The sequence below is a fragment of the Arthrobacter sp. MOO21 genome, assembly GCF_057369995.2.
In genome coordinates this window covers 921,265-946,322 of record NZ_CM170671.2, presented here as the reverse complement: position 1 = coordinate 946,322, position 25,058 = coordinate 921,265, and the positions used below count along the sequence as shown (strand labels likewise).

Sequence of the window (25,058 nt, the reverse complement as noted above, 5' to 3'; positions counted from 1 at the left end):
GTTTCGGGGATACTCAGGTTACTTACCGATGCCGGGAGGCACCATGGACAGTCTTCGGGACCGTTTGGGTATTTGGTTCAAGCCATACGCCGCGCTGGTCCTCCCCATCCTCGTGGGCGGCGTGATCATCGTGTCCCTGGCACTGCTCGGCGCCGAGGTGTACGACGACGTGGTGGACTCGGCCGGACTGGCGAACCTGGACAAGCCTGCCCTGGCATATGCGGAGACCCTGCGGAACCCCGGCTTCAATGCCGCGGTCACCGGGTTCACGAATATCGGGGGCGGCGTCGGCATGCCCATCCTTGCCAGCATCCTCACGGCCTGGCTGACCTTTCTGAGCCGCAACTGGCGCCCCCTTGTCCTCGTTGGCGGCGCGGCCGCAGTGTCCATCACGGCCACCACGCTGGGGAAGAAGCTCGTGGGCCGCACCCGGCCGGACCACGCCGACGCCGTGCCGCCCTATGAGGATTCACCCTCGTTCCCCAGCGGCCATACCCTAAACACCACCGTGGTGATCAGCCTGATCGTCTACCTCATCTGCCTGCAGTTCAACGTGATGTGGACCCGCGTCACAGCAATCACTGCGGGGACTCTCTTCATCATTGCCATGGGCCTGAGCCGGGTCTTCCTCGGCCACCACTGGCTGACCGACGTCATGGCCGGCTGGATCCTTGGGCTTGCCTGGGTGGCCATAGTGATCCTGGCACACAGGCTCTTCCACCTTGTCCGGCGCCGGGAGCACGCCGGTGCGCCGCCGTCGTTCGACCGTCCCGTGGTCCGCGACGTGGTGGCCCAGGAACTGCACGACGGCGGTCCTTCCGGCCCGGGGCACGGTACCGGCGGGTGATAGTTTTGGGGGATGCGCACTCTCGTTGTTGACCACCCGCTGGTTGCCCACAAGCTCACCGTCCTGAGGGACAAGAACACGCCGTCGCCGGTCTTCCGCCAGTTGACGGAGGAGCTGGTCACCCTGCTGGCCTACGAGGCTACCCGTGAGGTCCGCACCGAGCCCGTCACCATCCAGACTCCCGTCAGCACCACCGTCGGCACGGCCTTTACCAAGCCCACGCCGCTTGTGGTCCCCATCCTGCGGGCCGGCCTGGGGATGCTTGAGGGCATGACCAAGCTGGTTCCCACCGCCGAGGTGGGCTTCCTGGGCATGGCCCGGGATGAGGAAACGCTGGACATCATCACCTATGCGGAGCGCCTTCCCGAGGACCTGACCGGCCGCCAGGTCTTCGTCCTGGACCCGATGCTGGCCACGGGCGGAACGCTGCGCGAGGCCATCAAGTTCCTGTTCAAGCGCGGTGCGTCCGATGTCACCTGCATCTGCCTGCTCGCCGCACCCGAAGGCCTCGCGCGGCTTGAGGAAGAGCTGTCGGGCGCCAACGTGCACATTGTCCTGGCATCCATCGACGAAAAGCTCAACGACAAGTCGTACATCGTTCCGGGCCTCGGCGACGCCGGTGACCGCCTTTACGGTATTGCCGGGTAGCCTGCAACCCTTTTCCCATCAGGGTCCCGCCGCTAGCCTGTGCGGATGGACTGGAAACTCGAACTTGTCTTTGTCCCCGTATCCGACGTTGACCGCGCCAAGGACTTCTATGTCAACAAGGTGGGTTTCAACGCGGACTATGACGAGCGGCCTTCGGACGACGTCCGCTTTGTACAGCTGACGCCGCCTGGCTCTGCCTGCTCCATCTGTATGGGCGAGGGGCTTTTGGACGCCCCTGCCGGCACGGGAACCGTTCTTCAGATGGTGGTCGACGATATCCAGGAAGCGCACGACCACCTGAAGAACAACGGTGTGGACGTCAGTGATGTTGAAGTGCTGCCGTGGGGCCACTTTGTGTACTTCGCAGATCCGGACGGCAACAAGTGGGCTGTCCAGTACATCCCGTGGCGGAACGCGGGGCAGGCTGCAGGCTGATTAACGCGGCAGCAGCCCGCATCCAGGGATGAGGGCTGCTGCGGGTGCTGGGTTACGCGCCTGGCGGCACGCGTGGGTGGCTCCTAGTACCAGTTGTGGGCCAGGTGGAAGTTCAGGGCGCCACAGGGAGAGTCGTAGCTCTTCTTGATGTAGTCCAGGCCCCAGTTGATCTGGGTGCGGTAGTTGGTGAGGTAATCCGCGCCGGCGGCGGCCATCTTTTCGGCCGGCAACGACTGCACGATGCCGTAGGCTCCGCTGCTGGCATTGGTGGCCGTGGTGGTCCAGTCCGATTCCTTGGTCCACAGCGTCTTCAGGCACTGCATCTGGTCGGCGCTCCAGCCAAAGGATGCCAGCTGGCTGGCCGCGTATGCCTGGGCGCCGGCAGGATCATTGACCGCGACGGCGGGAGCCGGCTCGGGCGCGGGGGCGGGAGCAGGTGCCGCCTCAACAGGGGGAGCGGACGGAGCAGGTGCCGGCTCGGCGGCCTGGGGTGCCACGCTGATAGGCGCGGGAGCGGGGGTCGCTGCCGGATTCGACCGGATCTCGCTCTTCTCGATGCTCATTTGGGCGTCGGAAGCTGCTGTGGAAGAGTGTGCCCCAGTGGCCGACACCGGCGCGATGCTGCTGGTGGCCTGGCCCGCGGCGCCTACGCCAACCAGCACGGCGCAGGACGCCGCCAGGATGGCGGCCCGCCGGCCGAGGGTGCTCTTCTTGGCCGCCTCGGGTTTGGCCCGGTGTTTTGACTTGGACTGCAGGCAGGGTTCTGCCGTGTTTTTGGACATGGTCTATCGCCTCTCACACCTGCGGAGTTAGCTGTCGGGTTCGGATGAGGGCATCCGGCAGCACGGAATGAACACGTGCTGCTTAACCCCAAGGGCAGTCAATGCCCGGGACGGTGGGTCCCCCGCCTCTGCCGTTGCTAAAGCGGAATCCGGGAAGTGGCAGAGCTTGGCGTCAACCCGGGATTGCGGTCCGAACGCGGGCCGCACTCAATCGACGGTACAGGAAGCCAGCGCTTAAGTCACATTTAGGTAACGGAAGTCACGATGAGTGGCGCGTCGCGTTGCACGCCGTCACCAGTCGTTATCAGCCCCGCAGTGGCCGTTGTTGCTGGCAGTGGCTTAACGCTTGCTGCGTTGTCAGCGCCTGGTTCCGGGAAGGCGCACGGCGAACTCTGTCCTGCCGGGCCGGGAGGCCAGTTCCACGGTGCCGCCATGGGCTTTGACGATCGACTCCACGATGGAAAGCCCCAGCCCGGACGAACCCTCCCCGAATGAGCCTTCCGCGCCGGAACGGGCTGCGTCCGCCCGGGCGAAGCGCGAGAAGATCCTGCCCTGGAACTCCGCAGGGATACCTGGCCCGTCGTCGGTCACAGTGACCACCACGCTGCCGTCGGCCGAGCGCATCACACCGGTAGTCACCGTGGTGCCCACGGGCGTGTGCTTGCGTGCATTCGAGAGCAGGTTTGCCAGTACCTGGTGCAGTTGGATGGTGTCCCCGCGGACGGAGACGGGTTCGTCGGGCAACTGCAGCTGCCAGGTGTGGTCCGGTGCCATCACCTTTTCGTCACTGACGGTTTCGACCACGAGTTGGGTCAGATCCACGTCGGTGGTGTCGGGCGTCTTGCCTTCGTCCAGCCTGGCCAGCAGCAGCAGGTCCTCCACCAGCGCCGTCATCCGCTCGGACTGGCTTTGCACCCGACCCAGCGACTTCCAGCCGTCTTCGGTAAGGGTCTCAGTCATGCGCATCAGTTCGGTATAACCGCGGATCGCCGTCAGCGGGGTCCGGAGCTCATGGGAGGCATCGGCCACGAACTGCCGCACTTTCATTTCGCTGCGTTGCCGTGCCTCCAGCGCGTTGGAGACGTTGTCCAGCATCAGGTTCAGCGTATGGCCAACGCTGCCCACCTCGGTCCCGGGGTGGGCAGCGGCGGGCGGGACACGCACTGCCAGCGCCACTTCGCCGGCATCAAGCGGCAGCTGCGACACCTTGGTCGCGACGTCGGACAACTGCTCCAGCGGCCGCATGGTCCGGCGGATCAGGGCGGTTCCGGCCAGTCCGATCAGGGCCAGGCCGCCGAGGGACACCAACACCATGGTCAGCACGAGCGACGCCTCGGTATTTTGCTTCGTCGCCAGCGGCAGTCCAGTAATCACCACGTCTCCGTAAGGGGTTGCAGTCGCCAGAAGCCGGTAATCGCCCTTGGAGAGCGTCCGGTTAACCGGTTCTCCGTTGTGGGGGAGTGCCTCCAGGATGGTGACGTCCCGGGCCGTCAGGGCGGTGCGGGTCGCGTCGGAGGACAGGAAACCGGCTGCACTGCCCACCTGCCCGTTCACCACCCGGGCGTTGAGCGTGCCGACGCTCTGGCCGCGCGCGTCCAGCGGGTCGGGGCGTCCCGAGGGGTTGCCCTCGGGCGGGCGGCCGCGGGAGGCCTGCATCAATTGCGAATCCAGCTGGTTGGTGAGGACCACGTCCATGGTGGCGTAGCTGACGACTCCGATGGCACTGGAGATCGCTACCAGCAGGGCCATGGAGAGCAGGATCAGGCGGGTGCGGAGGTGCCAGGTGGAAGGATTGAACCAGGACCGGCCCGCAGGCCGGGGAACACCGGAAAGCGACGACATGCGTTTCCTTGGTCAGTCCGCGGGCTTGATGACGTAGCCCGCCCCGCGCACGGTGTGGATCATTGGCGGGTGGTTGGCGTCGATCTTCTTGCGCAGGTAGGAAATGTAGAGTTCCACAATGTTGGCCTGGCCGCCAAAGTCGTAGTCCCACACGTGGTCCAGGATCTGCGCCTTGCTGACCACGCGCTTGGGGTTCTCCATCAGGTAGCGCAGCAGCTCGAACTGCGTTGCCGTCAGCTGGACGTCCTCTCCGGCGCGGGTGACCTCGCGGGTGTCCACGTTCAGGATCAGGTCGCCCACCACCAGTTCGGCAGTGTCCATGGCGGCAACGCCGGAGCGCTGGACCAGGCGATGCAGGCGCAGCAGGACCTCTTCCATGCTGAAGGGCTTGGTGACGTAGTCGTCCCCGCCGGCCGCCAGGCCCACGATCCGGTCCTGGACGTCGTCCTTGGCGGTGAGGAAGAGCGCGGGCACCTCCGGCGCGAAGGCGCGGATCCTGCCGAGCAACTCCACGCCGTCGAAGCCCGGGAGCATGACGTCCAACACCAGGACATCGGGATGGAAATCCTTGGCGAGCTTCACCGCGGTGGGCCCGTCCGCGGCGACGGCCACTGACCAGCCAGCCATGCGCAGGCCCATGCTCATCAGCTCGGAAAGGCTCGGCTCGTCGTCCACCACCAGGGCGCGGATCGGGGAACCGTCAGGGTGTGTGAGCTGCGGAAGGTTGTTGGTCATGGAGTGCGGGGATGCCATGGGACAACTCTCCGTTCTGGCGGTTTGCCGATGCTTTGCGGTTCCTGTGCTGCAGCTGTGAGCCCAAGCCTAGCCACCTGGCTGGTGCGGCGGGCCGGGGCCGGGCACGCCGTTTGCGCGTTGGTAGTGAGGCTGCAGCCGGCTTGGCCTGCCGCACAGCCCGTGCACAGCAACGCGGAAGACCCTGTTGGATGCTCATCGCCGGCATCTCCTGCCTCCAGCACCGGCGTAGGCGCAAAAATTCTTCGCTGAAGGTAGGACGCGGACTGGACAAGCCGCGGCCGAGGTTGGCGATTCTATGTCAAACGCGTGAAATTTACTGCGATTCGGTGAACGAGGACCTAAGCGAACAAAATTCTGTAATAGTGCAACTTCGGAGCTTCGGCTCGGATAACGAACGTTATTCTTTGCTTCACGCAGAATCGTGATCTGCAACACAATCTCCGGATTTGTCTCACCATGCGGACGATTTGGTCCATTGTTACTTGCAAGTTGTCATTGTTACGCGGCACACTTCCAATGTGAACAAGAACTCAACAGCACCTGCAGCCGCAGAATATTGGCCCAGCACATCCGCTGCTGCCGACATGCGCTGTTGTCGAATGCACGCCTGACCTTCCCACCCTTCGAAGTTCTTAGGCATTCGCCCACCCAGCCCAGCGTCGGGCGCCCCTCCCGGTCCGTGAGACGGGAAAGACAGCATTCGAGCCGCGAAGGCGGCCATTCACATTGAGGTAAGCATTCCATGTCAGTTGCATCCGGATACGTCCACATCTCTGTCCGTAACGCCGCCAAGGCAGGCCAGGCCTCCGGCCTGCGTCCCGGATTCGGGCCGCGCCCCTCCTTGGCACCTTCGTCCTCCGGAAGCAGCTTCCCCGCCCCGGGCTACGCTCCCCAGGGCTACAACCCCAATTCCTACGGCCAGCTTCGTGCCGTCCACCCGGCCGAGTCCGCTCCCATCACGGCTCCTACCCCTGTGGTGGCAGGTTCAAACCCGGTACGTCCGGTAGCCAACGACAACGTGGCCCGCGGGTTCGTCCTCTACATGGGAATTGACGAGGAGACTGCTGCGGCAGCAGGCACTTCCATCGCCAAGCTCGCCCAGGAGATCCGCGCCTACGCCCAGTCCCTGGTATCCGGTGCAGAGAGCTACGCAGCTGTTGCTGTAGCCCCGGCCGGCACCCCCGGTTCCGCGCTCGACGTCGTCCGTTCCACCTTTGGCGACCCCACGGTCAACGCCCGCCAGCGCACCGAGGCACCGCGCCCCGCCCAGCCGCAGGAGCCGCGCCCGTCCGGCGTCCTGATCGACCTTGCCCGCCGCGAAGTCCACCTCGACGGCGAATCGCTGAACCTGACCTTCAAGGAGTTCGAACTGCTGAACTACCTGGTGGAAAACGGCACCCGCACCGTGGGCCGCGACGAACTCCTCGAAGGCCTGTGGCGCAACGCCGAAGAGGTGCCCAACGAGCGCACCATCGACGTCCACATCCGCCGCCTCCGCTCCAAGCTGGGCCGCCTCGCCAACACCGTCCGCACGGTCCGTGGCCAGGGCTACCGGTTCTACGAGCACCCGGAGGTCATCGTCTGGGCCGCTCCGGAATACTCCATCTAGGTTTCACGTGAAAGCGCCTGCCCCACTGGGCGGGCGCTTTCGCGTTCCCCTGCCACTGTGGACCGAACCGCCTGGCGCTAGGCTTTAGCCATGAGTTCGCACCATGTCCGACGCCTTGTGATCATGCGCCATGCCAAGGCTGACTGGCCGGGTGGCGTAGCCGACCATGAGCGGCCGCTGGAGGAGCGCGGACACCGGGAAGCGCCGCTGGCCGGCCGGTGGCTGCTCAAGCACAACATCGTCCCGGACTTCATCCTCTGCTCCAGTGCCCTGCGTACCCGCCAGACCTGCACGTGGGTCTGCTCCGAGCTGGGGGACAAGGCGCCCACGCCCAAACTCGAGGACGGCCTGTACGCTGCCTCCGCCCTCCGGATGCTGACCGTCGTCAACCATGTACCGGACACCGTGACCACATTGATGCTGATCGCGCACCTGCCCGGCGTGCAGGACCTGGCCATGCACCTGGCGTCCCGCGACTCCGACCACGACGCCTACATGGACGCTGCCACCAGGTTCCCCACCAATGCGCTCACGGTCCTCGAAACCGAAAAGCCCTGGGCTGAACTGGATGGGCAGGACGCCAGGATTACCAAGTTCAAGGTTCCCCGCGCCCACTAGGATCGACCGCACCCGGGGCGGTCCCGCCGTCGGCAGGCCCGCTCGAGGCGATCTCGTGCAGCATCCCCGCCACGTGCCTGATGCCCGGGCTCGCCGTCATGGTCCTCCGGTGGACGAGCCCCACCTGCCGGGCCTGGACCGGGTTGACCACCGGAACGGCGACGACGTCCGGCGGCAATGCCGGCCTGCCCAGCCGGGGGACAAGAGCCACCGCGACCGCCTGTTCCACCAGGGCGATGTGCGTCGCGAAATCGGGGTCGTAGACACGGATATCCGGGACCCGCCCGAGATCCGCGAAAATCCGCAGCAGGGCTTCGTTGCAGATCGCCCCCGCCGGCGTGCTGATCCAGCGCTCGTCAACAAGCTCTGCCGGCTCCACCTCCGGCCGCCGTGCCAGCGGGTGGCTCCGGTGCACCAGGACATCCGCGACGTCCTCGCACAGCCACTCCAGCGTGAGGTGCTCCGGAATCACCAGGGGCACGGAGTTCCAGTTGTGCACCAGGCCCAGGTCGGCCTCGCCGTTGGCTACCCTGGCCACAGCTTCCCGCGGATCCTCCGCCAGGACTGCAAGCCGAAGCGCCGTCCCTGACCGCTCCAGCCGCGCCAGCAGCGGGCCCACCAGTCCCCGGCAGGCGGTGGAAAAGGCAACCACCCTGAGGCTGCCGCTGGGCTTGGCCGGATCCGCCAGCAGTGTGGACTGCAGCTCTTCGAGTTCGGCGAGGATGCGCCGCCCGTACGCCGCCAGGGCCAGTCCCCGCTCCGTCAGCAGCACACCCCGGCCGCGGCGTTCCAGGACGGCGAACCCGGCCTCCTTTTCCAGCTTCTTCACCTGCTGCGAGACCGCTGAGGGGCTGAACCCCGTAACCTCCGAGGCCGCCACCACGGAGCCGTGCTGCTCGATGGCCGCAAGGGCGCGCAGCGAACCGATATCGATCATGAAGAAAACGTACATGATCCGATGCATGATTGGACGCTGGTGCTTCATCCACTCCTCTGCCAGAGTGGGAGCGTGAACCTCCGCGACTCCCTCCTTGCCGTCCTCGTGGCCCTGCTGTGGGGCCTGAACTTCGTGGCCATCGACATCGGACTGCACGCCGGGGGCCAGGACTTCCCCCCGCTCCTGTTCGTTGCCATGCGGTTCGTCCTGGTGGTCCTGCCGTGGATCTTCTTCATCCGGAAGCCGGACGTCAGCTGGAAGGCGATCATCGGCGTCGGACTCTTCATGAGCGCCGGCCAGTTCGGCCTTCTCTACCTGGCCATGGCGCTGGGCATGCCGGCGGGGCTTGCGTCGCTGGTCCTGCAGGCCCAGGTGCTGCTGACCGTCCTGCTCGCCGCCGGCTTCCTGGGGGAACGGCCCAGCCGGCGGCAAATCGCGGGCGTTGTGCTGGGAGTGGCAGGCCTTGCTGTGGTGGCCGTGGGGCGCAGTGCAGTGGCACCGCTCCTGCCGCTGCTCATCGTCCTGGCGGCGGCGCTGTCATGGGCCGCCGGGAACGTCATCGTCCGCAGGGCGAAGGCAGCCTCAGGGCTGGGGTTGGTGGTCTGGTCCGGTGCTGTGGTGCCGCTGCCGCTCGGGGCGCTGTCGGTGCTGGTGGACGGGCCGGACACCGTATGGGCTTCGTTGTCCAACCTGCAGGGGCCCACCATCCTCAGCGCGCTGTACACCGCAATCTTCGCCTCCCTGGTGGGCTACGGCATCTGGAACCGGCTCCTCGCCGGGCACCCGTCGTCGGCCGTTGTTCCCTTCACGCTGCTGGTCCCGGTGGTGGGCATGAGCGCGGCCTGGCTGGTGCTGGGGGAGGCACCCACACCCACGGAACTGGCGGGCGGGCTGATCCTGCTGGGCGGCGTGGCGACGGCGGTGCTCACGGGCGGCACGCGGCGTCAGCGCCGGGGCGCCGAACCGCTGCCGGGGCGGGGTGCCTGCCTGGGCGCGGATGACGCGGACGACGGCGCCCGCCTGGCCGTGGCGGACGTCCCCCGGGCGGGGGTGCGGGAGGCCGACGTCCGCTGAACGGGGGACGACTGGCCGGCCGGCGCCTGGCCCCCAGTCCGTGGTGAGGCTGCCCGCTGGCTGCGCGCCGCCGTGGTGCCGCGCCCCGGCGAATTTGTGGCGCGCTGCGATGCGGCGCGCTGTGCCGCCGGCCGTACTGCTGGCCTGCGGGCCGCCGTCGCCCGCTTCCTGCCCGGCCACATGGCACCAATGAAGAGGACCCCAAGGGTGGCCACGGCCGCGCAGGCGGCACCCAGGAAGTAGTTGTCGGGGTCGTGGGTGGGCAGCGGGGTGCCCAGGAAAGAGGACTGCCCGTCGAAGGCCAGCTCCCACGTACTGAGGAACGCCAGGGAAAAGCCGAGGGTGAGGGCGGTGCCGGAGCCGGCGGCCAGCAGGACCAAGCGCCGGCGCCGGTGCAGCACCTCGGCGACCGCGGCCAGGTAGGCCAGGGCCAGGACGCCGAGGAACGCGATAAACACCGGCTCCGCGAGGGTCATCCCGGTAAGCACCAGCAGCCCTGCCGCGACGACGCCGCAGATGACCGCGAACTTTCCGCTCTTCCCCATGTGCCGCATAGGCTCCATCATCCCCGAGGAGCCGGCCCCGCCAGGACGTAGCCGCGCATGATCGCCATGATTGCTGCAACACTTTGGTCACGGGTCCGCTCCGGGTTGTACGTCTGCCGGTCCAGGCCCACCACAAAGCAGGCACCGAAGATCGCGGTCTCCAGGCTCCCGCGGGACACCGACTCATCCACCGGATAGGCGCGGGCAACATTGTCCACTGCCCGCCCAATGACCTCGAGCAGTTCTCCTCGCAGCACCGCGAACGTGCCCTGCCACTCGCTGGGAATCCGCCAGTTCTCACTGACCCACAGACGCGCGAAGGACGGGTACTCGGCCATGAAATCCATGGCCTGGCCGATCATCGACTCCATGGCCAGCAACGGATCGCGGGCGTCTTCCGCCCCGCCCGTCACCGCGCCGGCTACCCCTGAACCGGTCCCATCGGCAGCCGCCAGCAGCCGGGCTTTGAGGATGTCCACGCCATGGCGCAGAAGCTGCGCGATGAGCTCGGACTTGCTGCCGAAGTTGTAATACACCGTGCCCTTGGAAACCCCGGCAGCAGCGGCGATCTCATCCACGGTCACGCTGGCAGCGCCGCGCTCGCCGATCAGCTCCATGGAGGCATCGAAGAGCTTCTGGCGGGTGGCTGTAGTCCGTGCCGGCCGGAGCCCTTTGGCAGAGGCAGGCCCTTCCAGGGTCATACGGCAATCTCCGGTTTGAGGGTCTTCAGCGTCCAGTACTTGTTCTTGCGGACCGCGAGCGTGGACATGGCTGCGCCCAGCACCGTGTAGCCCAGGAGGCCGGCAAGGGTGGGGACGATCATCGACAGGTCGGCGCCGTAAATCAGGTGCCGCATGCCCGTCACCACGTAGCCCATCGGAAGGAGCTGGTGCACCACATGGAGCGGTTCCGGGGTGGTCTGCCACGGGAACGTCCCGCCGGAGGAGACCAGCTGGAGGACCAGCAGGATCAGCACCACCAGCTTGCCGGGCGAGCCCAGCAGCGCCACGATGCCCTGGATCAGGGCGCTGAAAGCCATGGCCGCCGCGAGCATCAGGAGCCACATCAGGACCGGATGCGCCGGATTCAGCCCCAGGCCAACATCCACCACCAGCGTCAGGAGCGAAGCCTGGGCCACGGAAACCAGAAGGAACGGAAGCCAGCCGCCCAGGGCGATCTTCCACGAGGGAGCGTTGGACGCCAGGGCCCGCTGGGTAATGGGCCGCATGGCCTGGACCAGCATGAAGATCCCGATCCACAACGCAAGCGTCAGGAAGAACGGCGCCAGCCCGGCTCCGTACGAGTCCGCCTTCGCCTGGGAGACATTGCTGACGGCCACGGGATCGGCCATCACCCGCGACAGGTTGTTCTTCTGGGCATCGTCCGGGTTGGGCACCTGGCCCGCGCCCTTACCCATCTCGTCCGCGAGCGTGCGGGACCCGGTGGCGGCCTGGCCTGCGCCGTCCGCTACCTGCGCTGCCCCGGCGTCGACCTTCCGTGCCCCGTCCGCGAGCCCTGCTGCACCGTCGACGGCGGTCTGCTCACCGGTGGCCAAGGTGGCCGCGCCGGTGTGCAACTTGTCTGCACCGGCCGACCCCTGAGCGATGCCTTCCTTCAGCGCCGGCATCCCGGCGGCCAGCTGGGAGGCGCCGACGCTGACGGCCTCTGAACCGTTGGCCAGCTGCTGCACCTGTTCGGCGTCTGTCTGGATCTTGATCTTCGCCGCCGCAACGGGGCTGGACGCAGCGGTGGCGTCGAAATCGGCGAGGATCCGGTCCGCCTGCTCCTGCGTGAGCACGCCCGACGCGACCAGCCTTGCGTTGGAATCCGCAACACGGGTCCGCATGCCCTGGTCGGCAGCCTCCAGCTGGGCTGCCACGTCCTGCACCTTGGCGTTGAGCTGGGCGTTCCCCGCGGCCACCTGCGCGGCGCCCGTTGCGAGCGTCTGGGTGTCGGTGGGCAAAGTGGCGGTCTTGTCCTTGAGGACGGACAGGCCACTGCTCAGCTGGCCCGCGCCATCGGTCAGCTGGTTGGCGCCGTCCCGCAGCGTGAGCTGGCCGGCGTACAGCTGGTCCGCGCCGCGGCTCAGCGCCGACGTTCCTTCGTGGAGGGTGACCGTTCCGTCCCGCAGGGTGGCCACGCCGTCGGCAAGCTGGGAAGCACCGCCCGCTGCCTGGACCATCCTGTTGTGGATGGTGCCAAAACCCGTGAGCAGCTGGTTTGCTGTTTCCTCGCCGACTTCCTTGGCCACTGTGGTGTGTACGGCTGTGGTCAGCTTGTCCACGATGGTGCTGAGGAGGTAGTTGTTGGCGTCGTTCGTAGTCACATTCAGCATGGCCTGGCTCGCGGAATCGAAGCTGCCGGGGGAGACCAGGTTGGCCGAGAAGTCCCGGGGGATCTTCAGCGCGAAGGCGTACTGCCCGCTGCTGACTCCTGCATCCGCTTCCGTTGAGCTGGCTACGGGCACCCAATGGAACACGTTGCTTTCCACCAGGCTGTCGGCCACCTTCGTGCCGGCTTCCAGGCGGGTGCCGCCAGCTGTTGCTGCACCCGCGTCCTCCACCACCAGGGCGGCATCAAGGTTGTTGAGGTGCCCGTAGGGATCCCAGTTCGCATACAGGTAGACCGCTCCGTAAAGCAGTGGAACCATGGTCAGCGCCAGGATCGTCAGCTTGGGCAGCAGGCCGCCGGTCATGCGCTTGAGTTCGGAGCGGGCGAGCCGCAGGACAGTCACTTGGCAACCTCGGTTTCGAGTTCGGTTTCCTGGTCTTCTGTTGCTTCCTGGTCTTCCGGGTCCTGCCCGGTTTCGACCGCTTCCGCGTTGCCGATCACCGCCACCGGCCCGTCCCACGGCGCGGGGACGGCGCTGACTGCCGCCACGACGGCGAGCGGCCGCCCGGCGTCGGACGCCAGCTCCTGGAGCCTGGGCAACCAGGTGGCAAGGTCCGCGCTGTGGCGGTCCGGGGAATCCACCACCAGCAGGTCCGTACGCGGGTTGGCCAGGGCCAGGGCCGTCAGCAGTTCCAGCCTGCGCCCGGGCTCCAGCTGCTCCGTCCACAGGGCTGCGATGTCCTCGAAGCGGTTGACCTTCAGCCATGGGCCGCTGAGCAGGGCGCCCCGGTAGCGGCGGGGGATCAGGGCGAGGTCCTCGGTCACCAGGTCGCGGACGCTCAGGTGTTCCTCGGGCTCATTGACGCCGGGGGAGTCCACCAGCGCCGCCGCCAGGCGAAGCTGCTTGGTCCGGCGGCTGTTGTCCCAGCCAAGCTCCCCGCCGGTGGGCTTCATCCGGCCGCTGAGGAGCAGGGCCAGGGCAGTGCGCTGGTCCTGCCGCTCGCCGGTGACAAGCAGCAGCTCGCCGCGGGCAACGGCAAGGGTGGTGGGTGGAAGCAACGGGTCCCGGCGTCCTTTGGCATGGAGCTGGTGTGCTGAAAGCAAGAAGGGCCTTTCGCAGGAGGTGCTGCGTTAAGGCTAACCGAACTGACCGGTCAGTTCAAATAGACATTATAAACCGTACTTTTCCAGCAGCCGGAGCCATACTTCGCTGATGGTCGGGTAGGAAGGAACGGCGTGCCAGAGTCGCTCCAGCGGCACTTCCCCCACCACGGCGATCGTTGCCGCGTGCAGCAGCTCGGATACGTCCGGGCCGGCGAAGGTTGCACCCAGGAGGACCTTGCGGTCCTCGTCCACCACCAGCTGGGCCCACCCCTCGTAGTTCTCGGAGTGAAGGGAGGAGCCCGCCACCTGGATGGGGAGTTCAACAGAGGAAACGTTGTAGCCGTCCTTCCGCGCGGCCTGCACGGTCCGGCCGACGCTCGCCAGCTCGGGGTCGGTGAAGACGACGCCGGGAACCGCGTGCTGGTTGGCGGTCTGGGCATACCGGGTCCAGTCCGCCGGGCGTCCCCTAAGTTCGCCCTTGGCACGCGCGGTGATGGCGTCTCCAGTGGCGCGGGCCTCGTATTTTCCCTGGTGCGTGTACAGGTTCTTGCCGGCCGCGTCCCCCACGGCGTAAAGCCAGGGCCCGTCTCCGGCCACTCCCTGGACCAGTCCCGTTGCGTCGGTAGTGAGGGACAGGTGCCCGGATTCGTTCGGGCGGACGCCGACGCTCTCCAGGCCCAGGCCCTCGAGGGCAGGGTGCCGGCCGGTTGAGACCAGCACCTTCCCGGCCGTAACGGTGCTGCCGTCACCCAGTGCCAGGGTGAGGGTTCCGTCGCCGTTTTCGCTGATGCGTTCTGTCGCCGTGTGGAGCCGCAGTTCAACGCCGTCAGCCCGCAGCCCGGCCGCAACCAGGGCGGCGGCCTCCTCCGGAAAGTTGCCCAGCAACCCGCTGCGCGCAATCAGGGTGACTGCCGACCCCAGCCGGGCGAAGGCCTGCGCAAGCTCGGCCCCGGCCACGCCGCCGCCCAGCACCGCGAGCCGTTCCGGAACCTCGCCCGCGGAGGTCGCTTCCCGCGTTCCCCATACCTCTACGTCCTGCAGGCCGTCGATGGGAGGCGTGTTGGGGGTGGAGCCCGTGGCGAGCACTACGGCATGCCTCGCCTGGAGGCGGTGCTGCGTGCCGTCCGTTCCGGCGACTTCAACTTCCCTGGTGCCGGTGAGCCACGCATGGCCGCGGACCAGTTCGACGCCGGCTTCCTTGACCCAATCGACCTGGCTGTCGTCCTGCCAGTTGGATGTGAAGTAGTTCCTGCGCTGCAGGACGGCGGCTGCATCGAGGGTCCGGGTCACTGCTTCCTTGGCGCCTGGTGACGTCTGGGCTCCGTGCAGGGCGGTCCCGGGCCTCAGGAGCGCTTTGGAGGGCATGCAGGCCCAGTACGAGCACTCCCCGCCGACCAGTTCCGCTTCCACGAGCACGGCAGAAAGCCCGCCCTGGACCACCCGGTCAGCCACGTTCTCGCCTGCGGCGCCTGCGCCAATAACAACAACGTCGAATTCGCGCTCCAGGGCATCGGGCATCATGTGGACAGCCTAGCCGGGGATTGCGTGGGCGGGCACAAAAAAGGTCCGCACCGGCGAACCGGTGCGGACCTTGTTGGTGCGCCCAAAGGGATTCGAACCCCTGACCTTCTGTTCCGTAGACAGACGCTCTATCCAGCTGAGCTATGGGCGCATCTCGTGTTCCTGGGAGAAGAACCGCTCTCCCCGAACCTCGAATTACTTTACGCGAGTCCGCGCCCAGTGCCAAATCGAAAGGCATGTAATGTGCGCGACTATACCGGTATAGGTGACCTTCGTCACTTAATGGGCCGTTTTCGGGCGACAGTTCCCTGACTTTCCGCGGAATTCACTTTCGGTGGCCGGATTTGTCAGTCAAGCTCCCCGAAAAGTCCAGTGGTCCGGACCATAGCATTTAGGACACACCGATGAACCCGAGGAAGGGAACTGCAATGGGCGATCTGGCGCAGAAGCCGCTGCTTGAGAAAGCACCCACCACACATGCCGGCCTGCTGGCATGGGTCGAAGAGGTTGCTGAGCTTACGCAGCCGGACCGCATCTACTGGGTTGACGGGTCCGAAGAGGAAAACACCCGTCTCACCGACGAACTGGTCGCTGCCGGAACCCTGACGCGGCTGAACCCGGACCTGTTCCCGAATTCCTTCGCCGCGTTCTCGGACCCTGCCGACGTGGCCCGTGTCGAGGAGCAGACCTTCATCTGCTCCGAGAACAAGCGCGATGCGGGCTTCACCAATAACTGGATGGACCCGCGCGAGATGAAGGACAAGCTGCGCGGCCTCTTCGCCGGTTCCATGCGCGGCCGCACCATGTACGTCATTCCGTTCGTGATGGGCCACCTCGACGCCGAGGACCCCAAGTTCGGCGTGGAGATCACTGACAGTGCCTACGTCGTTGCCTCCATGCGGATCATGGCCAACATCGGCACGGCCGTGCTGGACAAGATCACCCGCACCAACGCGTTCTTCGTGCCGGCCCTGCATTCCCTGGGTGCTCCGCTGGAACCGGGCCAGGATGACGTCGCCTGGCCGTGCAACCCGGACAAGTGGATTGTCCACTTCCCCGAAGAGCGCTCCATCTGGTCCTTCGGCTCGGGCTACGGCGGCAATGCGCTGCTGGGCAAGAAGTGCTACGCCCTGCGCATCGCCTCCGTGATGGCGCGGGATGAGGGCTGGCTGGCCGAGCACATGCTCATCCTCAAGCTGACTTCCCCCGAGAAGAAGAACTACTACGTCTCCGCGGCCTTCCCGTCGGCGTGCGGAAAGACCAACCTCGCGTTGCTGGACCCCACCATCGAAGGCTGGGAAGTTGAGACCCTGGGTGACGACATCACCTGGATGCGGATCGGCAAGGAAGGCGAACTCCGCGCCACCAACCCGGAAGCCGGCCTCTTTGGCGTAGCCCCCGGCACCGGCTGGGGCACCAACCCCAACGCCATGCGCGCCATCGCCAAGGGCCACAGCATCTTCACCAACGTTGCCCTCACCGACGACGGCGGTGTGTGGTGGGAGGGCATGACGGACGAGGTTCCGGCGCACCTTACCGACTGGCAGGGCAACTCCTGGACTCCCGACTCGGGCAGGCCCGCCGCGCACCCGAACTCCCGTTTCTGCACGCCGATTGCCCAGATCGACATGCTCGCAGAGGAGTACTACAGCCCTGAGGGCGTGGAGCTCTCCGCTATCCTCTTCGGCGGACGACGCAAGACCACCGTTCCCCTGGTGACCCAGGCCCGCAGCTGGACCAACGGCATCTTCATGGGGTCCACGCTGTCCTCGGAGACCACGGCCGCGGCTGCCGGCCAGGTCGGCGTGCTCCGCCGCGACCCCATGGCCATGCTGCCGTTCATCGGCTACGACGCCGGCGACTACCTGAAGCACTGGATCAGCGTTTCGGGCAAGGCCAACGCGGAACGGCTGCCGCACATCTTCCTGGTGAACTGGTTCCGCCGCACCGCCGACGGCGGCTTTGCGTGGCCCGGATTCGGCGACAACGCCCGCGTCCTCAAGTGGGCCATCGAACGCATTGAGGGCAAGGCCGATGCCGTCGAGACCCCCATCGGATACGTTCCTGCCGGCCACTCCCTGGACCTTACCGGGCTGGACATGACCCACGCCCACGTTGAGGACGCCGTCCGCGTCGACCGCGAGGAGTGGGATGCGGAGCTCGCCTCCATCGAGGAGTGGTACGCGAAGTTCGGCGACTCGCTGCCGGAAGCCCTGCGCGCAGAACTGGATTCCCTGAAGGAACGGATGGCCGCGCACTAGCCGGCAAACATTCAACGACGACGGCCCCGCACCTTTTCGAAAAAGGTGCGGGGCCGTCGTCGTATTGCAGGGGAGGCGGTGGGATCAGCTGGCCAGCCAGATGTCCGGGCCGAAGACCTCGTAGTGGATCCGGGTGGCCGGGATGCCGGCGTTGATGGCTTCGTTCCGGATGTTCTTCATGAACGGCAGCGGGCCGCACAGGTAGAGGGAGGCATCGGCGGGCAGGTCCACTTCACGCAGGGACATGAATCCCTCCTTGGCCCCGTCCACCGGCTTCTCCAGCCAAAGCTGCAGTTCGGCACCGTCCAGGCGTTCGACGTCGTCAGTCATCTGGCTGCGCAGCGCCCAGCTGTCCAGGGTGCTTTCGGCATGCAGCACCAGCACCTGGCGGTCGGAGCCGCTGTCCGCGAGTGAGCGCAGGATGGAGGCTGTGGGGGTGCAGCCGATGCCGGCGGAGGCCAGGACCACGGGGCCCTCGCCGTCCTTGAGGGTGATTTCGCCATAGGGGTTGGAGATGTCCAGGATGTCGCCCACCTGGACGGTGTTGTGCAGGACGGGGGAGACCTCGCCGCCGTCGTCCAGCTTGGTGGTGAAGCTGCGGCTCGTGCCCGCGTCGCCGGAGAGGGAGTACTGCCGCACCTGCCGCAGCCCGTCCGGCAGGGCCACCTTGACGCTGATGTACTGGCCGGGAAGGGCGGGGGTTACGGGGGTGTCGTCGGCGGGCTCGAGGGTGAAGGTCATGGATCCGGTTCCCGCGGGGGTCTTGGCCGCTACGCGCCATGGCATCCACATCTTGCCATTCGCCTGCGCTGCGTACAGGCCCTTTTCGAGCTTGATCAGGGCGTCCGCCATCAGCCAGTACACCTCGGTCCAGGCCTCGGCGATTTCCGGCGTGATGACCTCGGCAAGGTCCTCGGCGATGGCAGCGAACAGGTGCTCGTAGACCACCTTGTACTGGGGCTCGGTGATGCCCAGGGAAGCGTGCCGGTGGGCGATGCGTGAGAGGACGGTCTCGGGCAAGGTGCCGGGGTTGTTCACCAGGTGGGTGGCGAATGCGGCGATGCTCCCGGCGAGGGCCTGCTGCTGGTCGCCGGAGCGCTGGTTGGAGCGGCTGAACAGGCCATCCATCAGTTCGGGATGCGCGGCGAAGAGGCGGGCGTAGAACTTGGGGGTGATGGATCCGATCCGGGAACCGACCAGCGGCAGGGTGGCCTCAATGACGGGGCGGGACTTGTCCGAGAGCATCTGTACTCCTGAGGTTATGGCCGGGGCCTTCGTCCGGCCGGAGGAAAACTCATATTTCAAATACGAGTATTTCTGCCTCAGTTCTACACCTTGTAGAAGTTGGAAATCAAACCGGGAGTAAGCCCCCGGATGGCGGCTGTCTACAGCCCGGGGCGAAGGCCGATCATCTGGAAGACCGGTGCCATCTGGCGCGTTCCCGGCAGGTCCGCGATCACCACGGAATCGAGTTCGGCGTAGAACGCCTCGCGCGCCCGGGCCAGCGCGCCGCGAAGCTTGCACTCGTTGATCAGCGGGCAGTTGCCGGCCGGAGCCACGCAGTCGGCGGGGTCGGAACGCGTATCGAGCTCCCGCAGGATCTGGCCCACTGTGGCCTTGCGCCCGGCGGGGCTGAGCCGCGACCCGCCCGAGCGGCCACGGACCACCTCGATCAGTCCCATGCTCCGCAGGCGCGCCATGGCCTTGCTGACATGGTTGTAGGGAGTTCCCACCGAGTCGGCGATGCTCTGCGTAGTGAGCAGCGTGCCCCCCGGAACTGCCGCGAGGACCATGAGCGCACGCAGGCTGACATCGGCGAAGGCGTTGATTTTCATCGGGCTACCGGTCTAGTCCACCCAGATGGCGGGCTCGCTGGCGTCGGCACCCAGCTCGCCGAACTCCCAGGTCTGGGTGGTGGCGTTGGCCGCATACGGCAGGACTGCCGCGAACAGGGAGCCGTCGCGGTGCTCGGCCGCCACGTGGATGGCGTCCGAGTCTTCCTCAACCAGCAGGATGTCGCAGACCACTGCCGCTGCGCGGAAATCGTCCCGGTTCTGCCGCAGGAGGGCATGCAGGTCCCTGATCATGGCGTCGGCATCAAAGTCGCCGTCGGTGCCCTCTGCGGCATCCGCGGGAGAGACGGCAACCAGCCGCACCTCGCCGTCGTTCTGCACGGTCAGCGCAAAGGGCAGGAAGCCGCCGTTGCGCTGGAGCTGCTCCTGGGCGGCGCTGACGCCGGTGCCCAGGAGGTTCTCCAGGTCCGTTGCCGTGCCTTCCGCCACGGAGTCGCGCCAGCCCTCCTGCCCGCCGTTTCCGTCCGGGGTCCGTGCCTCACCAGCCATCCGGTGCTAGGCCCGCACGAGTTCGAGGACGCGGTCGCGGATGCGCTCCATGGTGGCGCGGTCCGTGGCCTCGGCGTTGAGCCGCAGGAATGGCTCGGTGTTGGAGGGGCGCAGGTTGAACCAGTAGCTGCCGTCGTTGGCCGTGAACGTGCTGCCGTCCAGGGTGTCGATGGCGAGGTCCTCATCGGAGAAGGCCTGGCGCACGCGCTCCACCGCCGCCGGCTTGTCCTCCACCTCGGAGTTGATTTCACCGGAGCTGACGTAGGGCTCGTATTCGCGGGCCAGCTCGGAGAGCGGGGCGGCCTGTTCGCCGAGCGCTGCCAGGACGTGCATGGCGGCCAGCATGCCGGTGTCAGCGTTCCAGAAGTCGCGGAAGTAGAAGTGGGCGGAGTGCTCGCCGCCGAACACGGCACCTTCCTCAGCCATGACTGCCTTGATGAAGGAATGGCCTACGCGCGTGCGCACGGCGCGTCCGCCGTCGTGCTCCACCAGTTCGGCGACGGCGCGCGAGGTAAGCAGGTTGTGGATGATGGTCGGCTTTTCCTCGCCCTGGGCCTTGGCGCGGGCAATTTCGCGGCGGGCCACCATGCCGGTGATGGCCGACGGCGACACGGGCTCGCCCTTTTCATCGATGACGAAGCAGCGGTCGGCGTCGCCGTCGAAGGCCAGGCCGATGTCGGCACCGTGTTCGATGACCGCGGCCTGCAGGTCGCGAAGGTTTTCCGGCTCCAGCGGGTTGGCGGGGTGGTTGGGGAAGGAGCCGTCCAGTTCGAAGTACAGCGGAACGATGTCGAAGGGCAGCTTGGGCAGCAGGGTGTCACCCAGGACAGCGGGGGTGGTCAGGCCGGCCATGCCGTTGCCTGCGTCCACTACCACCTTCAGCGGGCGCGATGCGGAAAGGTCAACCAGCTTGCGGAGGTACTCCGAGTAGTCCTTGAGCACGTCCCGGACACTGATGGCCCCCCGGGTTGCGGCGGCGGGGATGGAGCCTTCGTTGAGGTACTGCTCCGCGCGCGCCTGGATGTCCTTGAGGCCTGTTTCGGAGGAGATGGGGACGGCGCCGGCCTTGGCCATCTTGATCCCGTTGTAGGCGGCAGGGTTGTGACTGGCGGTGAACGTGGCGCCCGCGCGGTTGAGGAAACCGCAGGCGAAATACAGTTCATCGGTGGAGATCAGGTCCAGCAGTTCCACGTCGGCGCCGCGGGCTGCAGCACCGTTCGCGAAGGCCTTGGTGAACTCCGGCGAGGAGGGGCGCATGTCCCCGCCCACCACGATGGTCTGGCCTTCGAGCTGAAGGACATCCACGAACGCTGCCCCCACTGCTTCGACGATTTCGGCGGTGATGGACTCGCCCACAATCCCACGGACGTCGTAGGCCTTGAAGGATGCCGAGAGATCAAATGTCGTTGTCTGTTCGCTAGTCACGGGCTTTATCTTACGTGGGCGGCGGCAGCGGCCAGGGAGTTTTGGCGCCGCTTTGGTAACAGCTGCGGCATTGCGGCGCACTTTGCGCCTTTCCACATGCAGCCCTATCCACATACGAACACCGCGCTGCGCAGCCTGTCGGAGGGTGCTGGGATACTGAATCAATGGCCGATAACCAGTACGCTTCCACTATTACCGCTACAGCAGCCGCAGCCCCGGGACGCCCGGAGGGGGCGGGGACGGGCACGCATGCCGAAGCCCTTGAGGTCCTGCGCGGGCTGGTTGGGCACCCGGAGGCGGTCTTTCATGACGGGCAGTTTGAGGCCATTGAGGCGCTGGTCGACGACGCGCGGCGGGCCTTGGTGGTCCAGCGCACCGGCTGGGGAAAGTCAGCCGTGTACTTCGTGGCATCCCTCCTTTTGCGGCGCCGCGGCCATGGTCCCACGCTGATTGTCTCGCCGCTGCTTGCCCTGATGCGGGACCAGGTGGCTGCCGCCGCCAGGGCCGGGGTTCGCGCCGTCGCCATCAACTCCGCCAACCAGTTGGAGTGGGATACGGTCCGGGAACAGCTGGCCGCCGATGAAGTCGACGTACTGCTGGTCTCCCCGGAACGGCTCACCAATCCTGCATTCCGGGAGAACCAGCTGCCCGAACTGCTCAGGCGCACCGGCCTGCTGGTCATCGATGAAGCCCACTGCATCTCCGACTGGGGCCACGACTTCCGCCCCGACTACCGGAGGATCGCGGACCTCATCTCCCGCCTGCCGGAGTCCATCCCGGTGCTGGCCACCACCGCCACAGCCAATTCCCGGGTGGTGCACGACATCGAAGAGCAGCTCGGCGCCGGTGTCCTGACCATCCGGGGCTCACTGGGCCGCGACTCGCTCAGGCTGGGCGTGCTGTCCCTGCCCGATTCCAAACAGCGCCTGGGCTGGCTGCTGACGCACCTGTCCGACCTTCCAGGCAGCGGGATCATCTACACGCTGACGGTTTCGGCTGCAGAGGACACTGCCCGGCTCCTGGCCGAGGCAGGACATGACGTCCTCGCTTACACCGGCCGGACGGACCCGGCCGACCGGGAACGCGCCGAGCAATTGCTGAAGGACAACCAGGTCAAGGCGCTGGTGGCCACCTCCGCGCTGGGGATGGGCTTCGACAAGCCGGACCTTGGCTTCGTGGTCCACCTCGGCGCACCATCGTCGCCCGTGGCGTACTACCAGCAGGTGGGACGTGCCGGCCGTGGTGCGGCAAACGCCGATGTCCTGCTGCTGCCCGGATCCGAGGACCGTGAAATCTGGCAGTACTTCGCCACCGCGTCGATGCCCTCGGAGGAGAAGGCCGCGGCCGTGCTCACCGCCCTGGCCGAGGCCGGGAGCGCGCTGTCAACGGTGGCGCTGGAAGCGAGGGTGGACTTGCGCCGCACCCCGCTCGAACTGCTGCTGAAGGTCCTGTCCGTGGACGGGGCGGTGGAGCGGGTCGGCGGTGGCTGGCGGTCGACGGGCCAGCCCTGGGTGTATGACGCGGAGCGCTACCGGCGAATCGCCGAGGCCCGCGTGGATGAGCAGGACTCCATGGTGATCTACCAGGACACGGCGGGCTGCCGAATGGAGTACATCACGTCAGTCCTTGATGACGAGACGGCCAGTCCCTGCGGACGGTGTGACAACTGCGCCGGCCGCTGGTTCCCCGCAGACGTGGCTGCAGACGCTACCGCTGCGGCCAGCCAGACCCTCAGCAGGGCTGGCGGCGTCCTGGAGCCGCGCCTGCAATGGCCCAGCGGCATGGATCGGCTGGGGGTACCTGTGAAGGGGAAACTCAAGCCGGGCGAGGGCGTTGCGGAAGGACGCGTCCTGGCGCGCTTGACGGACCTGGGGTGGGGCGGGGCGTTACGGGAGTTGTTTGCCGCCGGGGCGGAGGACCGGCCCGTGGACCCTGCGATGCTGCAGGCATGCGTTCAGGTCCTGCGGGAGTGGGGGACTGGCGACGGGCGCAACCCGGGGTGGAGCGGCGCGGGCAGGCCGGCCGCCATTGTGGGCGTTCCGTCCCGGAACAAGCCCCAACTGGTGGACTCCCTGGCGCAGGGCATCTCCGGGATCGGGCGCATCCCTTACCTGGGCCAGCTCCAGCTGGCCCATGGCGGGCCCACGGGCGGCCGCGGCGGCAACAGTGCCTACCGGCTGGCCGGGGTGTGGGACAGGCTGGTGGTGGGCCCCGAGCTTGAAGCCGCGCTGCAGTCGGCCCCGGGCCAGACAGTGATGCTGATCGACGATCTGGCCGATAGCCGGTGGACGCTCACCGTTGCGGGGCGCGCCCTCCGCCAGGCGGGCGCGGGAGCGGTACTTCCCTTGGTCCTGGCACAGGCCGGGTAACCCCTGGCTCGCTGCGCACACGATCAGGACTCCCATCCAGGCCGGCCGCACCCCCGGAGCCGCCGGAGCCGCCAGGCTCAAGATCCGCGCTTGCCGGTGCGGGCTGGCCGGGGGCGGCTGCTTTCGGCTGCTTTCGGCTGCCTTGGGCGACTGCTGCACCCGCGTGCCGTGGCAGCAGGATGCTGTCCGCAGTGCTGGCCAGCATCAGGATTGCCATGGCCATGAACGCGCCGCGGAAGGGCCCGGCAGGATCCTGGGACAGGGGCGCCACCGTCTCGAAGCTCCGGATCAGCAGGGCCGCCACGGCGATTCCCGAACCCGTTCCCAGCTGCACCAGTGTGGCGGAGACCGTGTTGGCAGAGGTCAGTTGCGCGGGTGGAATGTCCGCGTACTGGACTGACGCGTAGGCCGAAAAACCAATGGAGCGGAAGGCCCCGCTGCAGACCAGCAGGACGAACATCAGCGGCTCGGGGGTCTCAGGTGTCAGGAAGGCGCACAGGGCGAAAGTTGCCGCCGATGCAAGCGAAGCGAACACCAGCACCGCCTTGAAGCCGAACCGCCGGATCAGCGGGGTGGTGGCCGGCTTGATGCCGATGTTTCCGACGAACACCGCCGCCACCAGGACCCCGGCATGCAGCGGGGACCAGCCGAACCCGGCCTGGAGCATCAGGGGCAGCAGGAACGGGACGGAACTGATGGTTACCCGGTAAACGAACCCGCCGGTGGCCATGGCGCGGAACGTGCGGGTGCGGAAGACCTGGAGGTTGAACAACGGATTCGGAGTGCGGCGCATCCAGAGCACAGCAGCGGCCAGCGCGGCCACCCCTGCCGCTGCGCTGAGGGCTGGCCAGGGGCCGTCGGGGTGGCTGCTGGCAAGCTCGAGGCCGACCACCAGGGCCCCCACGCCCAGGGTGGTCAGCACCATGCCGGGCCAGTCCAGCCGCCGCCCGGGATCTCCGGGCGCCACCGGGACCAGCCGCAGTGCGGCGAAAAAGGCCGCGGCACCCAGTGGGATGTTGACCAGGAAAATCCAATGCCAGGACAGGTACGTAGTGAGTGCGCCGCCCACCAGGGGCGCGAGGACAGGTGCCAGGAGCCCGGGCCACACCAGGAAGGCGGTGGCACGCAGCAGATCGGATTTTGGCGTTCCGCGCAGGACCACCAGCGTTCCCACGGGAACCATCATCGCGCCGCCGGCTCCCTGGGCGATGCGGCTGAGGGTCAAAGTGGCCAGGTCCTGGCTGGCGGCGCAGGCCAGGGAGGCGAGGGTGAATACTGCGATGGCCAGGCAAAAGACCCGGCGTGCTCCAAACCGCTCTGCCAGCCAGCCGCTGATGGGAATGCCGACCGCCACGGTGAGCAGGTACGCCGTCATGGTCACGTTCACGTCGGCGGCGGGGACGGCGAAGTCAGTGGAAATGCTGGGGATGGCGGTGGTGAGGACCGTTCCGTCCAGGAATTCCATAAAGAACGTTGCCGCTACCAGGAGTGCGAGGCGCGGGTTCCATGGCGCCAGGGTGCCGCCGCCCTGTTGGTCCAAACCGCTGCTTGCCGCCATCCGTTAATCCTGCCACCGCAGCAAGGACGGCCGCCCTCCCTGTCCGGTTGTTGG

At 67.0% G+C, this 25,058-nt stretch carries 21 protein-coding genes, 1 tRNA gene and 1 riboswitch; of the genes, 8 read left to right on the top strand and 14 right to left on the bottom strand.

The genetic code is table 11. The features are described 5' to 3' along the window. Positions 1-43: 43 nt before the first annotated feature. From AC2JAJ_RS04260 to AC2JAJ_RS04250, 3 genes are read left to right on the top strand one after another with little or no spacing between them, the layout of a single operon-like run. Positions 44-847 carry a phosphatase PAP2 family protein gene (locus AC2JAJ_RS04260; protein ID WP_260323459.1) on the top strand — a complete coding sequence of 268 codons (804 nt, stop codon included), beginning with the start codon at positions 44-46 and terminating at the stop codon, positions 845-847. Positions 848-859: 12 nt separating this feature from the next. Next, positions 860-1,495: a uracil phosphoribosyltransferase gene (gene upp / locus AC2JAJ_RS04255; protein ID WP_221385530.1), complete on the top strand. Its 636-nt coding sequence runs from the start codon at positions 860-862 to the stop codon at positions 1,493-1,495. Between the two features lie 45 nt (positions 1,496-1,540). After that, a complete protein-coding gene (locus AC2JAJ_RS04250; protein ID WP_221385531.1) occupies positions 1,541-1,930 on the top strand; it encodes a glyoxalase superfamily protein in 390 nt (129 codons plus the stop codon). A gap of 83 nt (positions 1,931-2,013) precedes the next feature. Here the strand turns inward: AC2JAJ_RS04250 and AC2JAJ_RS04245 are convergent, their stop codons facing one another. The 3 genes from AC2JAJ_RS04245 to AC2JAJ_RS04235 form a co-directional block, all read right to left on the bottom strand. Beyond that, on the bottom strand, positions 2,014-2,712 hold the full coding sequence (locus AC2JAJ_RS04245) for an aggregation-promoting factor C-terminal-like domain-containing protein (RefSeq protein ID WP_486414167.1): 699 nt from the start codon (positions 2,710-2,712) through the stop codon (positions 2,014-2,016). A 5-nt stretch (positions 2,713-2,717) separates the two neighbouring features. Further along, positions 2,718-2,877: riboswitch (cyclic di-AMP (ydaO/yuaA leader) on the bottom strand. 192 nt (positions 2,878-3,069) lie between these two features. After that, positions 3,070-4,554 carry a sensor histidine kinase gene (locus AC2JAJ_RS04240; protein ID WP_486414168.1) on the bottom strand — a complete coding sequence of 495 codons (1,485 nt, stop codon included), beginning with the start codon at positions 4,552-4,554 and terminating at the stop codon, positions 3,070-3,072. A gap of 12 nt (positions 4,555-4,566) precedes the next feature. Next, entirely contained in the window at positions 4,567-5,307 is a 741-nt protein-coding gene (locus AC2JAJ_RS04235; RefSeq protein ID WP_221385534.1) for a response regulator transcription factor, read from the bottom strand. Between the two features lie 745 nt (positions 5,308-6,052). On the opposite strand from AC2JAJ_RS04235, the gene AC2JAJ_RS04230 reads away from it, so the two are divergent. Beyond that, positions 6,053-6,919, top strand: coding sequence for a winged helix-turn-helix domain-containing protein (locus AC2JAJ_RS04230; protein ID WP_221385535.1), 867 nt, complete (start codon positions 6,053-6,055; stop codon positions 6,917-6,919). 90 nt (positions 6,920-7,009) lie between these two features. Continuing rightward, positions 7,010-7,537 carry a SixA phosphatase family protein gene (locus tag AC2JAJ_RS04225; protein WP_221385536.1) on the top strand — a complete coding sequence of 176 codons (528 nt, stop codon included), beginning with the start codon at positions 7,010-7,012 and terminating at the stop codon, positions 7,535-7,537. Here AC2JAJ_RS04225 and AC2JAJ_RS04220 read toward each other — a convergent pair. Further along, the gene (locus tag AC2JAJ_RS04220; protein ID WP_221385537.1) at positions 7,515-8,474 is read right to left on the bottom strand and encodes a LysR family transcriptional regulator; all 960 of its coding nucleotides are present in this window, start codon (positions 8,472-8,474) and stop codon (positions 7,515-7,517) included. The genes AC2JAJ_RS04225 and AC2JAJ_RS04220 overlap by 23 nt on opposite strands. A gap of 72 nt (positions 8,475-8,546) precedes the next feature. On the opposite strand from AC2JAJ_RS04220, the gene AC2JAJ_RS04215 reads away from it, so the two are divergent. Further along, positions 8,547-9,548: an EamA family transporter gene (locus AC2JAJ_RS04215; RefSeq protein ID WP_501053378.1), complete on the top strand. Its 1,002-nt coding sequence runs from the start codon at positions 8,547-8,549 to the stop codon at positions 9,546-9,548. Positions 9,549-10,110: 562 nt separating this feature from the next. On the opposite strand, the gene AC2JAJ_RS04210 is transcribed toward AC2JAJ_RS04215, so the two are convergent. From AC2JAJ_RS04210 to AC2JAJ_RS04190, 5 genes are all read right to left on the bottom strand, one after another. After that, a complete protein-coding gene (locus tag AC2JAJ_RS04210) occupies positions 10,111-10,794 on the bottom strand; it encodes a TetR/AcrR family transcriptional regulator (RefSeq protein WP_486414169.1) in 684 nt (227 codons plus the stop codon). Beyond that, positions 10,791-12,827, bottom strand: a complete 2,037-nt coding sequence (locus AC2JAJ_RS04205) for a YhgE/Pip family protein (RefSeq protein WP_486414170.1) — start codon at positions 12,825-12,827, stop codon at positions 10,791-10,793. Before AC2JAJ_RS04205 ends, AC2JAJ_RS04210 begins: the two co-directional genes overlap by 4 nt. Beyond that, entirely contained in the window at positions 12,824-13,528 is a 705-nt protein-coding gene (locus AC2JAJ_RS04200; RefSeq protein WP_486414171.1) for an ABC transporter ATP-binding protein, read from the bottom strand. Before AC2JAJ_RS04200 ends, AC2JAJ_RS04205 begins: the two co-directional genes overlap by 4 nt. A gap of 66 nt (positions 13,529-13,594) precedes the next feature. After that, positions 13,595-15,049 carry a dihydrolipoyl dehydrogenase family protein gene (locus tag AC2JAJ_RS04195; RefSeq protein ID WP_486414172.1) on the bottom strand — a complete coding sequence of 485 codons (1,455 nt, stop codon included), beginning with the start codon at positions 15,047-15,049 and terminating at the stop codon, positions 13,595-13,597. A 74-nt stretch (positions 15,050-15,123) separates the two neighbouring features. Next, positions 15,124-15,200 (bottom strand) — tRNA-Arg (locus tag AC2JAJ_RS04190). Between the two features lie 277 nt (positions 15,201-15,477). Here AC2JAJ_RS04190 and AC2JAJ_RS04185 point away from each other — a divergent pair. After that, positions 15,478-17,310 (top strand): phosphoenolpyruvate carboxykinase (GTP), encoded by a 1,833-nt coding sequence (locus AC2JAJ_RS04185; protein WP_501053377.1) that lies wholly within the window; start codon positions 15,478-15,480, stop codon positions 17,308-17,310. A gap of 84 nt (positions 17,311-17,394) precedes the next feature. Here the strand turns inward: AC2JAJ_RS04185 and AC2JAJ_RS04180 are convergent, their stop codons facing one another. The 4 genes from AC2JAJ_RS04180 to AC2JAJ_RS04165 all read right to left on the bottom strand — a co-directional run bounded on the left by AC2JAJ_RS04180 (position 17,395) and on the right by AC2JAJ_RS04165 (position 21,077). After that, positions 17,395-18,555: a globin domain-containing protein gene (locus AC2JAJ_RS04180; RefSeq protein WP_486414173.1), complete on the bottom strand. Its 1,161-nt coding sequence runs from the start codon at positions 18,553-18,555 to the stop codon at positions 17,395-17,397. A 140-nt stretch (positions 18,556-18,695) separates the two neighbouring features. Further along, positions 18,696-19,145 (bottom strand): RrF2 family transcriptional regulator, encoded by a 450-nt coding sequence (locus tag AC2JAJ_RS04175; protein WP_221385545.1) that lies wholly within the window; start codon positions 19,143-19,145, stop codon positions 18,696-18,698. A 12-nt stretch (positions 19,146-19,157) separates the two neighbouring features. After that, the gene (locus AC2JAJ_RS04170; RefSeq protein ID WP_486414174.1) at positions 19,158-19,652 is read right to left on the bottom strand and encodes a hypothetical protein; all 495 of its coding nucleotides are present in this window, start codon (positions 19,650-19,652) and stop codon (positions 19,158-19,160) included. 6 nt (positions 19,653-19,658) lie between these two features. Further along, the gene (locus AC2JAJ_RS04165; protein WP_486414175.1) at positions 19,659-21,077 is read right to left on the bottom strand and encodes a phosphomannomutase/phosphoglucomutase; all 1,419 of its coding nucleotides are present in this window, start codon (positions 21,075-21,077) and stop codon (positions 19,659-19,661) included. A gap of 164 nt (positions 21,078-21,241) precedes the next feature. On the opposite strand from AC2JAJ_RS04165, the gene AC2JAJ_RS04160 reads away from it, so the two are divergent. Continuing rightward, the gene (locus AC2JAJ_RS04160; RefSeq protein ID WP_486414176.1) at positions 21,242-23,446 is read left to right on the top strand and encodes a RecQ family ATP-dependent DNA helicase; all 2,205 of its coding nucleotides are present in this window, start codon (positions 21,242-21,244) and stop codon (positions 23,444-23,446) included. Here the strand turns inward: AC2JAJ_RS04160 and AC2JAJ_RS04155 are convergent. Further along, positions 23,370-25,004 carry an MFS transporter gene (locus AC2JAJ_RS04155; RefSeq protein WP_486414177.1) on the bottom strand — a complete coding sequence of 545 codons (1,635 nt, stop codon included), beginning with the start codon at positions 25,002-25,004 and terminating at the stop codon, positions 23,370-23,372. The genes AC2JAJ_RS04160 and AC2JAJ_RS04155 overlap by 77 nt on opposite strands. Positions 25,005-25,058 lie beyond the last annotated feature (54 nt).